General features: G+C 69.4%; 8 protein-coding genes. 6 read left to right on the top strand and 2 right to left on the bottom strand.

Annotated elements, in window-relative coordinates:
* The first annotated feature begins 2 nt into the window (after window positions 1-2).
* Entirely contained in the window at window positions 3-1,463 is a 1,461-nt protein-coding gene (locus tag MYSTI_RS19645) for a glutamate synthase subunit beta (protein ID WP_015349534.1), read from the top strand.
* Window positions 1,464-1,475: 12 nt separating this feature from the next.
* On the opposite strand, the gene MYSTI_RS19640 is transcribed toward MYSTI_RS19645, so the two are convergent.
* Window positions 1,476-1,667 carry a hypothetical protein gene (locus tag MYSTI_RS19640; RefSeq protein ID WP_144370108.1) on the bottom strand — a complete coding sequence of 64 codons (192 nt, stop codon included), beginning with the start codon at window positions 1,665-1,667 and terminating at the stop codon, window positions 1,476-1,478.
* 222 nt (window positions 1,668-1,889) lie between these two features.
* On the opposite strand from MYSTI_RS19640, the gene MYSTI_RS40860 reads away from it, so the two are divergent.
* Complete coding sequence (locus MYSTI_RS40860; RefSeq protein WP_052351031.1) at window positions 1,890-4,694, top strand: ELWxxDGT repeat protein; 2,805 nt, start codon at window positions 1,890-1,892, stop codon at window positions 4,692-4,694.
* A gap of 67 nt (window positions 4,695-4,761) precedes the next feature.
* Window positions 4,762-5,178 carry a nucleoside diphosphate kinase regulator gene (rnk, locus tag MYSTI_RS19630; protein ID WP_015349532.1) on the top strand — a complete coding sequence of 139 codons (417 nt, stop codon included), beginning with the start codon at window positions 4,762-4,764 and terminating at the stop codon, window positions 5,176-5,178.
* 67 nt (window positions 5,179-5,245) lie between these two features.
* Here the strand turns inward: rnk and MYSTI_RS19625 are convergent, their stop codons facing one another.
* Window positions 5,246-6,010, bottom strand: a complete 765-nt coding sequence (locus MYSTI_RS19625) for a ParA family protein (protein ID WP_015349531.1) — start codon at window positions 6,008-6,010, stop codon at window positions 5,246-5,248.
* Window positions 6,011-6,267: 257 nt separating this feature from the next.
* Here MYSTI_RS19625 and MYSTI_RS19620 point away from each other — a divergent pair, with 257 nt between their 5' ends.
* The 3 genes from MYSTI_RS19620 to MYSTI_RS19610 all read left to right on the top strand — a co-directional run bounded on the left by MYSTI_RS19620 (window position 6,268) and on the right by MYSTI_RS19610 (window position 11,151).
* Window positions 6,268-7,101, top strand: a complete 834-nt coding sequence (locus MYSTI_RS19620) for an MBL fold metallo-hydrolase (protein WP_015349530.1) — start codon at window positions 6,268-6,270, stop codon at window positions 7,099-7,101.
* A 15-nt stretch (window positions 7,102-7,116) separates the two neighbouring features.
* A complete protein-coding gene (locus tag MYSTI_RS19615; RefSeq protein ID WP_015349529.1) occupies window positions 7,117-8,688 on the top strand; it encodes a sigma-54-dependent Fis family transcriptional regulator in 1,572 nt (523 codons plus the stop codon).
* Window positions 8,689-8,823: 135 nt separating this feature from the next.
* Complete coding sequence (locus MYSTI_RS19610) at window positions 8,824-11,151, top strand: hypothetical protein (protein WP_015349528.1); 2,328 nt, start codon at window positions 8,824-8,826, stop codon at window positions 11,149-11,151.
* The last annotated feature ends 15 nt before the right edge of the window (window positions 11,152-11,166 follow it).

The following is an 11,166-nucleotide window of genomic DNA, read 5'->3' as shown; positions in this document are numbered from 1 at the left end:
CCATGGGCAAGCCCACCGGATTCACGGAGTGGTCACGCGTCCCCGCGCACAAGCGAGAGAAGCAGGAGCGACTGGGAGACTTCCGCGAGTTCTCCCTGCCCCTGGCCCCGGACGAGGCCAAGCGACAAGCGGGACGCTGCATGGACTGTGGCGTCCCCTTCTGCCACCAGGGTTGTCCGCTGGGGAACCTCATCCCGGACTTCAACGAGGCCGTGTATCGAGGCCGCTGGCGCGAGGCCTACGACATCCTCTCCCGCACCAACACCTTCCCGGAGATGACGGGCCGGCTGTGCCCCGCGCCGTGCGAAGCCGCCTGCGTGCTGGCCATCGACCAGGACGCGGTGACCATCGAGCAGATGGAGAAGGAGATCTCCGAGCGGGCCTTCGCGGAGGGCTGGGTGAAGCCTCGGCCTCCGGCTCGGCGCACGGGCTTCACGGTGGGCATCGTGGGCTCGGGCCCCGCGGGACTGGCCGCCGCGGCGCAGCTCAACTCCGCGGGGCACAGTGTCACCGTCTACGAGCGTGACGCGCGTGCCGGTGGCCTGCTGCGCCTGGGCATCCCGGACTTCAAGCTGGAGAAGTCCGTCGTGGACAGGCGTCTGGCGCTGATGGAGGCGGAGGGCGTGGTGTTCCGCACCGGCGTGGACGTGGGCGGCGCGGTGAGCTTCCGCGAGCTGCGCGGCCGGCACGATGCGCTGCTGCTCGCCATGGGGGCTCGTCGTGCGCGCGAGCTGGAGGTCCCGGGTCGCGAGCTGTCCGGCGTGGTGCAGGCGATGGAGTACCTGGAGCACCAGAACCACCTCGTCGCCGGGCAGGGAGAGAAGCAGCCACACCTGGACGCGGCCGGCAAGCGCGTGGTCATCCTGGGCGGTGGCGACACGGGCTCGGACTGCCTGGGCACGGCGCTCCGACAGGGTGCGAAGAGCGTGCAGCAAATCGAGCTCTTCCCTGCCCCTCCTCACGTGCGCGCTTCGGACAACCCGTGGCCTCGGTGGCCGCTCATCTTCCGCACGTCGTCGAGCCAGGAGGAAGGCGGCGAGCGCGGCTTCGCGATGATGACGAAGCACCTGTCGGGCACGAACGGCCGCATCGAGAAGCTGCACGCCGTGAAGGTGGAGGTGCAGCGCTCGGTGGGCGGCGGCCCTCGGCTCGTGGAGGTCCCTGGCTCGGAGACGTCGCTCGAGGTGGACCTGCTCGTGCTCGCGATGGGCTTCACTGGACCCGAGACCTCCGGGTTGGTGGAGGACCTGGGGGTGGCGCTGTCACCGCGCGGCACCGTGCAGGTGGATGCGCGCTTCGCCACGTCAGCGGACGGAGTCTACTGCGCGGGGGATGCGAGCCGAGGCGCGAGCCTCATCGTCTGGGCCCTGTCCGATGGACGTGAGGCGGCGCGCTCCATCGACGCCTCTCTGTCCGGTGGACTGTCCGTGCTGACCACTCGCGGCGCGGACAGCCCGTTCTGAACGAGGGCGGGTTCAGGCCTCGAACGTCTGGAGCTTCAAGCCGTCCGCGACGAGCTCGGCCACCGTGACTCGGTGGTCGAGCTTGTCGAGCGGGCAACCCCACAGCGCGACGATGGCCCGGTCCAGCTTCGGGATGATGTTCTCCGTGGACCTCGCGTGTTCGAGAATGGAGTCGGCGACTTCGCTGGTCAGCGGCCGCAACACCAAGTGTTGGAAAGACTGACGACGTGGTGCGACTTCTGTGCAGCCCACTGCACACGTGCGAAACGCGCCTCGCCCTCGCGCCGCAGCGTCACTGCACACCTCCGAGGGCACCGTTGCCTTCTCATCACCCCGTCACCCTCTCAGGAGGATTCCCAACGGTGACAACAAGGCCACTTTTGGCGCCCCAACGCGCGCGGTGTCGCGCGAGGAACGGTGCCACGCATGAACCTGCCCCTCGTGCCCTGCTCGCTGTGCATGACCCTCCTGGTCTCCTCGCTCTGCTGCGGCAGCGAAGGAAGCCCCGAGGCCTCGGGCGCGAAGCTCGGCGGGAGCGAGGACACGATGTCGGCGCCCTACCCCATCGACGACATCGCCGGCGGTCGACTGAGCGCGGGGCCCCATTCACTGACCGATGTGGGCGGTGTGCTCTTCTTCGCGGCCTCGGACCGGACTCGCGGCACCGAGCTCTTCAAGAGCGATGGCTCGGACGAGGGAACACGCCTCGTCCAGGACGTGCGACCGGGGCCCCTGGGCTCGGAGCCTCGCGAGCTCACGGCCCTGGGCAACACCCTCTTCTTCGTCGCGAATGACGGAGTCCACGGCGAAGAGCTGTGGCGAAGCGAGGGCAAGCCCTCCAACACACGGCTCGTCATGGACCTGCGTCCCGGCCGCAAGGGCTCTTCTCCCGAGAGCCTCACCGTGCTCGGGCAACAGCTCTTCTTCCTCGCGAACGACGGCCACTCCGGCACCGAGCTGTGGCGAACGGATGGCACTCCCGAGGGAACCACGCGGGTCAAGGACATCGACCCGGGCCCCCCCGGGGCAACCCCTTCCTTCCTCACCCCCGCGAACGGACTGCTGTACTTCTTCGTGGACCGGACCTTGTGGCGCAGCGACGGCACACCCGAGGGAACCACCGCCGTCCAGGAGATCCACGCCCCACCCGGCCTCGGCGTCCGGCCCCGCGCGCTCGCCGTCGCGGGCTCCCACCTCTTCTTCTTCATGGGCCAGGAGCCCATGGACGCTTCCGACAAGACCCTCCGCTCGCTCGCGCTGTGGACCAGTGACGGGAGCACGCAGGGCACGACGAAGCGAATCGAGGTCCCGCTGCCGGAGTTCAGCGAGCCACTTCGCACCCTCGTGGCGGGCCCGCTTCTCTTCTTCGTCACCCAGGTCCCCGGACTTGGCGACGAGCTGTGGCGCAGCGATGGCACCCCGGAGGGCACCTTCCTGGTGCGCGACATCGCCCCAGGGCCCCTGGGCTCCCATCCTCGAGAGCTCACCGCGATGGACGGACGCCTCTACTTCTCCGCCTGGACGGCCGAACACGGGGACGAGCTGTGGCGCAGCGATGGAACACCCGAGGGCACGGTGCTCGTGAAGGACATCGTCCCAGGCCCGGAGGGCTCCGCCATCGCGTTCCTTCGAGAGACTCACGGCCGCCTCTACTTCTCCGCCCGCGAGCCCGGCACGGGCCATGAGCCGTGGCGCAGCAATGGCGCCGCGCGGGGCACCTCGCGCATCGAGGACCTCGCGCCCGGGGCCTTCTCCTCCAGCGCTCGCGACTTCACCGTCAGCGGCCGGAGGGTCTTCTTCACCGCGAACGTGCGCGCCACCGGCGCGGAGCTGTGGGCCCGCGACGTGGGCTACACGTTCCGCGTGGCCTCGAAGCGCCTGCGGTGGGCCGAGGAGGAACACGAGGCCAGCTCCCCGCTCGCGCGACTCGTGCAGGACATCTTCCCCGGTCCCGGCGGAGAGCCCCCTCACGCGTGGACCGCGCGCGGCGACACGCTCTACTTCGATGCGAACGACGGCAGCGTCGGACTGGAGCTCTGGCGGACTCGAGGCACGCCCGAGAGCACGTCGCTCCTCAAGGACGTGCGCCCAGGCCCCCAGTCCTCGGAGCCCTCCGACTTCTTCGTCCTGGATTCATGGGTCCTCTTCTTCGCCGATGACGGCACCCATGGCCGCGAGCTCTGGCGAACGGATGGCACGCGTGAAGGCACCGTCCTCGTGAAGGACATCGCCCCCGGCCTCGCGAGCAGCCAGGGAGAAGGAAGCCCCGTCGTGGTGGACGGTGTCGCGTACTTCAACGCACGCGATGCCCGGCACGGCGAGGAGCTCTGGCGCACCGACGGCACCCTGGAGGGGACCTGGCTCGTCAGGGACCTCGCGCCTGGAATCGACGACAGCTCACCTCGCTACCTCACCGCCATGGACTCGCGCGTCTACTTCATCGCGAACCTTCCGGAGCAAGGCTGGGAGCTCGGCGTCAGCGACGGCACCGTCACCGGCACCCGCTGCATCAAGGACATCCTCCCCGGTCCCGCGGGCTCGTTCCCGACCTCCCTCACCGCGCTGGGCTCGCGCCTCTTCTTCACCGCCAACGACGGCGCCCACGGCGAGGAGCCCTGGGTGAGCGACGGGAGCGAGTCCGGCACGCAGCTCCTCCTCGACATCTGGCCCGGAGAGGTGGGCTCCTACGCGAGCCTCTTCACCGTCGCGGGCGGAGTCCTCTTCTTCGCGGCCACCGACCCGACGGCGGGCCGTGAGCCGTGGCTCAGCGATGGCACCTCCGCCGGGACCTCCCGTGTGCGGGATGTGAATCCAGGCCCCGAGGGTTCCTATCCGTTGTGGTTCAGCGCCCTGGGCTCCAGCGTCCTCTTCAGCGCCGAGGACGGCACCCACGGCGTCGAGCTGTGGAAGGCCAGCACCCACCCGACCCAGGCCCGCCTCCTCAAGGACGTCTGGCCGGGCCCCGGGAGCTCCGAGCCCCGGTGGATGACCTCCGTGGGCTCACGCGCGCTCCTCCACGCGGACAACGGCACGCTGGGCTCCGAGCTGTGGGAGACCTCGGGGACCGAGGAGGGAACGCGGCTGCGACAGGAGCTGGCCCCCGGTGGACAAGGCGCGGCGCCCTACTTCTTCACCGCCGCCGACACCCAGGTGTTCTTCCTCGCGGATGACGGCGCCCAGGGCATCGAGTGGTGGGTCCTGACCCGCCCCGCGCAGACGGCTCGGGAATAATGCTTTCTTCCAACCGTTAGACAGAGATTGGCCTTATTCTCATTCTTTTTGCCCGGAGACGTCTGACATGACCAGCGAGCAGTCCCTCATCGTGACTGAGACCGACTTGGAGCGTCTGCGCCAGGTCATCGACCACCATGGAGGGGGCCGATTGGCCGAGCTCGCGGACATGCTTGACGCGGAACTGTCCCGGGCCAAGGTCGTTCGCTCGGAGACAGTCCCCCCCAGCGTGGTGACGATGAACAGCACCGTCCTCTTCGAGGACGAGCAGACGGGTGAGCAGCGGCAGGTGACGCTCGTCTACCCGCGCGACGCGAACACCGACGATGGCCGCATCTCCGTGCTGGCCCCCATCGGCAGCGCCTTGATTGGCCTGTCCGTCGGTCAGTCCATCGCCTGGCCGCTGCCGGGTGGCCGCACCAAGCGGCTGCGCATCGTCGCGGTGCCCTACCAGCCCGAGGCCGCGGGCCAGTTCCACATCTGAAGCACGCTCGACGTCGAAGCGGCGCTCGTCCCCGTATCCCAGGGGCGGGCGCCTTTTCACGTCCGCGTCAGCGCAGGCCCACGCGCTTCGCCAACTCCTGCGCCAGCGCCCGCAGCTCCTCCACGCCGGGCGCCGCGGGGCTCGTGTCGAAGACGACCTCGTAGCCCAGCCCCGCCTGGTTGATGGACTCCGAGCGCGGGATCCTCGCGCGCAGCACCGGCACGGTGGAGTCCTTCAGCGCCTCCTCCATCGCCTCGTTCGTCGCCGTGGTGCGCCGGTCCCACAGGTTCACCACCGCCACCAGCGCGCCGCCCTGCTGCTCGCGCACGTCGCGCCAGGCCGTCTCGATTTCTCCCAGCCCCTGGAGCGCGAAGGCCCCCGTGGGAACGGGCGCGACGACCAGGTCCGAGTGCGCCAGCACCGCCTCCGTGTACGCGCCGATGCTCGGCGGCGTGTCCACGAGGATGACGTCCGGGGTCCAGCTCAAGGTCTTCAACGCCCGAGGGAGGGCCTGGAGCCGGTGGCCCCACTGGAAGAGCTCTCGCTCCAACGCCGCCATGCGCGGCGCCGCCGGGGCGATGAACAGCGTGGGCCGCTTGGGCGACGCCACCACCACCTCATCCATCCGGTACTTCGGCCGAGGCCCCAGCGCTTCCGCGACACACGGGCCCTCACGGCTCTCCAGCCCCAGCACGAGCGACGCGTGCGCCTGCGGGTCCAGGTCCAGGAGCAGCACCCGCTTCCCGGCGTCCGCCAACGCCGACGCCACGTGCGCGCACAGCGTGGTCTTCCCCACGCCTCCCTTGATGGTGCAGAACGCAATCAACGCCATGGGCCTCTCCTACACCGGATTGCCCACGCCGGCGACCACGCCCAGGGCCCTCGAAAGAGCCCGGAAAAGCCTCCCAGCCTCGACGCGCCGGAATGGTACGGCCGCACCATCCGGGGGCGATCCAGATTGGTGCACTGGCTCACAGAGTCAGACCTCTCGTCAATAATTCCAGGCACTTGAACATGGCATCACGCGTGCTCAAGCACAGGGCATCAGGGCGTCCCGGGGATGCCCTCCACCTTTCGAGGAGGCTCGTCATGGAAGTCCGGTACTACGGCGTTCGGGGAAGCATCGCGGTCTCGGGCTCGCGCATCGGTGGGAACACGGCGTGCGTGGAGGTGACGAGCCAGGGCCACCGGCTCATCTTCGACGCGGGCACGGGCATCCGCGCGCTGGGCGAGTCGATGATGCGCGAGGCCACGCCGCACAAGGTCGCGATGTTCTTCTCGCACCTGCACTGGGACCACGTGCAGGGCTTCCCCTTCTTCACGCCCGCGTACCTGCCCACCTCCGAGCTGACGCTGTACGGCCCGGGGGCCAACGGCGCGCAGGGACTCCAGTCGGAGCTGGCGGCGCAGATGCAGCCTCCGCACTTCCCGGTGCCGCTGAGCATCATGCGCTCGCGCATGGACTTCCTGTCGGCGCTGCACGGCAAGACGGTGGAGGTGGGCCCGTTCAAGGTGACGCCCATCGACGTGCCCCACCCGCAGGGGTGTCTGGCGTATCGCGTGGAGGCGGATGGTCACTCGTTCGTCTACGCCACCGACGTGGAGCTGCGGATGGAGGACATCGCGCCGGACGTCGCGCGGATGCTCGAGGGTGCGGACGTGCTGTGCCTGGATGCGCAGTACACGCCGGAGGAGTACGACGGCCGCCGGGGCATCCCGAAGAAGGGCTGGGGTCACTCGACGATGATGGACGCGGCGGGCGTGGCGAAGGCGGTGGGTGCGCGCCGACTGTGCCTGTTCCACCATGACCCGGCGCACTCGGACGAGGTGCTGGAGGACATGGCCGAGCAGGCCCGCTCCATCTTCCCCGTGTGCGAGCCGGCGCGCGAAGGCCAGCGCCTGCTGCTGGGCCGCGCGGCCTGAGAGGTGGGCCGAACGATGCCAGGTGAATGCTATGGTGACGCTTCGGCCTTCATCCTCCCGCCCCTGCCCACCATGTCCTCAGCTCCGGATGTTCCCCAGGTCCTGCTCCCGCTCGGAGGGCTCGTCGGGCGGGAGGTGGACCTCGACGCCTTCCTCCAGAGCTTGATGGACCGCATCGCGGCCACCATGCAGGCGGACCGTGGAACGTTGTGGCTGTTGGACCCGGCGCGCCGCGAGCTGTTCAGCCGCGCGGCCCACCTGCCGGAGGTGTCTCAGATTCGCGTCAAGCTGGGCCAGGGCGTCGCGGGCACCGTGGCCCAGCTGGGCCAGCCCATCAACGTGCCGGACCCGCGGGGCGAGCATCGCTTCTTCGCGGACATCGACCGCATGACGGGCTACCGCACCAACAGCCTGCTCGCGGTGCCGCTGCGCGACGTGGACGGCGCCCTGTACGGCGTGCTCCAGGTGCTCAACCGCCGAGGCGGCGAGCGCTTCACGTCCGAGGACACGCAGCGGCTCGATGCGATCGCCGCGCAGGTGAGCACCGCGCTCCAGAGCACCAGCCTCTATCAGGAGCTCCAGCGCGCGAAGGACCAGCCGCAAGCCCCCGTGGGCTACTTCTTCAACCGCATCATCGGCGAGTCCCCTCAGCTCCAGGCCATCTACCGGCTGGTGCGAAAGGCGGCGCCGACGGATGCCACGGTGCTGCTGCGCGGCGAGAGCGGCAGCGGCAAGGAGCTGTTCGCGCGCGCGGTCCACGTCAACGGCCCCCGGCGCGACAAGCCCTTCATCAAGGTCGACTGCGCCGCGCTGCCCGCGACGCTCATCGAGAACGAGCTGTTCGGCCACGAGAAGGGCGCCTTCACCGGCGCGGACCATCGGATGCCCGGCAAGTTCGAGGCGGCCGACAACGGCACCGTGTTCATCGACGAGATTGGTGAGCTGCCGCTGCCGGTGCAGGGCAAGCTCCTGCGCGTGCTCCAGGACCGCGAGTTCGAGCGCGTGGGTGGCACACAGGCCATCAAGGTGGACGTGCGCATCGTCGCGGCCACGCACCGGGACCTGGCCCGCATGGTGGCGGAGGGACGCTTCCGCGAGGACCTCTACTACCGCATCAAGGTCGTCGAGGTGGTGCTCCCCCCGCTGCGGGAGCGCGGCGCGGAGGACATCGAGCGGCTGGCCCGGCACTTCGTCGCCACGGCGGCTCGCAGGCATCGGCTCCCGACGCCCCGACTCAGCGCTCCCGCCCTGGAGCGGCTCAAGCGCTACCGGTGGCCGGGCAACGTCCGGGAATTGGAGAACTGCATCGAGAGCGCGGTGGTGCTGTGCGAGGGGGAGATTCTCGAGGAGCACCTGCCCCTCCCCGACATGGACCGCCTGGCCCCCACGGCCTCTCCGGAGCCGCCTCGCATGCCGGCCGTCCCGGAGGCACTGCTGCAACCCCTGGCGGAGGTGGAGCGCCTGCACATCCTGCGCGTCCTGGACGCCGTGAAGGGCAACCGCACCGCCGCCGCGAAGGTGCTGGAGATTGGCCGCAACACCCTGGCCCGGAAGCTCAAGGAGTACGGCCTGGGCGACGAGGCGTGACGCGCTCCGTCGGCAGCCCTCCTCGCTGACAGCCGGGCCAGCCTGGAATTCCTCCTCGAAGCCGACAAGGCGTGCCTCCTGGGACAACCTGGAGCATGCTGGGGCCGCACACCATTCGGTTCGAGGGGGAGTCCGATGAGAGTGATTGAGTCGCTGGCCAACCTGCCCGCGGAGCTGGCGGAGAAGATTCCCGATGTGAAGCTGCAGGAGCAGGACATCCGGGTGACGCTGGCCCAGGAGGGCCTGACGCGCGGAGGAATCCTGCCGCCCAAGCTGAGCCTGGCGGACTTCGCGCTCTCCTTCGAGGCCAGCGCGGAGGCCACCGTGCGCAACTTCAACTCGGTGGGCGACGTGGACGAGAACGGCGTGGTGGGAGAGGCCCCGCCCGCGAACGCGCCTCCCTCGGACATGCCTCGTCCGCAGCTCATCCTGGGTGGGAACACGGGGTGGATGCGCTACCAGGCCACCGCGCGCATCAAGGCCGCGGCGTCGGGTGGCTGGTCCATGGTCACCGTCAACGGGCAGACGGAGCTGTCCGCCACGCTCAGCGACTATCGCGCGCATCCCCTGACGCGAAACATGCGCGAGGCCGCGAAGGAGGACCTGGCGCAGCCGCGCCTGCTGGTGCTGTCCACCGACCTGACGAAGATGGCGACGGGGGACGCGGTCGCATGGCGCGTGCGCGGCATGCTCGAGACCGGGCTGGACCTGGGCTGGGCGGACCTCTTCACGTCCAACCTGTCGGACCTGGCGTTCGTCCGGAACAGCGAGCTCATCGAGCTCAAGAGCTCCATCGTGGCCCTGGTGCGGGCCCGGGTGTCGCTGGTCGACGACTACCAGCTCAGCTTCTCGCGCCCCAGCCCGGGCCGCATCCAACTGGCGGTGCGCAAGGCGAAGTCCCATGAAGCCTCGAGCGGTGCGGGGCTGGGCATCACCGTGGCGTTCTCCGACCCCGAGGCCGTGCAGGCGCGACTCAAGGAGGTGCTGAGCGCGCTCGCGGGCCAGGCCGAGTCGAAGGTGGAGGAGTTCATCGAGAAGGCGCTCCGCAAGGTGCTCTCGCCCGAGGAGGAGGCGGTGCTGCGCGCGGTGCTGGAGCGGCTGGGGTTGGACCCGCAGATCATCAACCTGGACCACCTGAAGCAGGAGTGGGACGAGTTCAAGCAGAAGGTCGAGTCCGCGCTGGAGAAGGTGGTGAAGGCGCGCGTCGCCAGCGCGTTCCAGTACGAGTACCTGCGCATCTCCGAGTCCGCGACGCTGCTGGAAGTCGACCTGGACGAGGCCATCGCGCTGCGCTTCCACGGCTCGCTCCTGCGCGGCAACCTGGTGGACCTGATGGCGTGGCTGCGAGAGCCCGCCAACGCCGGCACCTTCACGCTGAAGAACTACCTCAACTCCGCGTCCTTCACGCTCCAGCAGACCGTGGGCTTCTCGCTCACCGTGGGCACCTTCGAGGTGCTCAAGTCGCGCAACACGCTCAAGCAGACATGGGTCTCCCAGGAGAACACGCAGGGCGCGCGGCGGCAGGCGTTCCTGGGGCGTCGTGCGTACGAAGACGCGCTGTTGGGCCACCGCAATCGCTGGATGGTGGACTTCCAGGCGGACATGGAGTCGTTCTCTCCCGCCCCCGCCGCGTCCGACTTCCGCTACGGCCTGCACATGCTGCTGTGGGGCCAGAAGAAGAAGCTCACGAAGCAGGAGCTCCAGCAGGCGGTGGATGACGCCGTCGTGTGGGGCGTGCTGGATGCCAACGATGCCTCCAAGGTGACGTCCACGCTGGAGGCACACCTGGGCAAGACGGACGTGCAGACCCAGGTCGAGCTCAAGGTGTCCGATGCGATGCTGCGGGAGCTCGTGCCCTTGATCCAGGGCTTCGACGTCAAGCTCTTCGCCCGGGCGCTCGCGCGCGCCATGCCGTGGAGCGAGCAGACGGCCCGTGTCTCCGCCGAGTTCCGCAAGCTCGTCTACGCGCCCATCTGGGAGTCGTACCTCACCGAGGTGATGAACAAGGGCAGCTTCCTGTCCGGAGACCTCTCGCCCACGCGCGCCGCGCAGATCGCCGCGTGGTTCATCCAGCGGGACTCCACGGTGAAGCAGCTCGCCTCCGGCCTGCTGCTGCGCGAGATGACGTGGCAGCCGCCCGGTGGGAACTTCAGCTTCGCGGAGATCACCGACAAGAACCGCAACACACTGGCCAAGTGCCGCCGCTTCGCCGATGGCCTCGTGCGACTGCGCAAGTCCATCGAGGAGCGCCGCAGCGGCGAGGAGCTGCGCACCGTGCACAGCGACCTGGAGAGCCTTTGGAACACGGGCTTCCACCTGCGCACCGCGGGCGCCGTGCTGGCCGAGATCGCCAAGAGCACGCCGCGCGGCCTGGGTGGCATCGAGCGCACCTTCACGGTGCGGCTGGCGGACAGCCAGGAGCAGCTCGTGTTCTCCACGGCGCTTGGCCCCACGGTGCCGTGAGCCTCGGGTGCGCTC

The organism is Myxococcus stipitatus DSM 14675 (genome assembly GCF_000331735.1).
GTDB classification, from domain to species: domain Bacteria; phylum Myxococcota; class Myxococcia; order Myxococcales; family Myxococcaceae; genus Myxococcus; species Myxococcus stipitatus.
The sequence above is the reverse complement of the archived record's forward strand: the minus strand, read 5'-3'. Positions and strand labels throughout refer to the sequence as shown.

Bases quoted from the DNA above. Each gene is read 5' to 3' on its own strand.
- MYSTI_RS40860 (WP_052351031.1), top strand. From the start codon at position 1,890: ATGAACCTGCCCCTCGTGCCCTGCTCGCTGTGCATGACCCTCCTGGTC.
- MYSTI_RS19620 (WP_015349530.1), top strand. From the start codon at position 6,268: ATGGAAGTCCGGTACTACGGCGTTCGGGGAAGCATCGCGGTCTCGGGC.
- MYSTI_RS19610 (WP_015349528.1), top strand. From the start codon at position 8,824: ATGAGAGTGATTGAGTCGCTGGCCAACCTGCCCGCGGAGCTGGCGGAG.
- MYSTI_RS19645 (WP_015349534.1), top strand. From the start codon at position 3: ATGGGCAAGCCCACCGGATTCACGGAGTGGTCACGCGTCCCCGCGCAC.
- MYSTI_RS19615 (WP_015349529.1), top strand. From the start codon at position 7,117: ATGCCAGGTGAATGCTATGGTGACGCTTCGGCCTTCATCCTCCCGCCC.
- rnk (WP_015349532.1), top strand. From the start codon at position 4,762: ATGACCAGCGAGCAGTCCCTCATCGTGACTGAGACCGACTTGGAGCGT.
- MYSTI_RS19625 (WP_015349531.1), bottom strand. From the start codon at position 6,010: ATGGCGTTGATTGCGTTCTGCACCATCAAGGGAGGCGTGGGGAAGACC.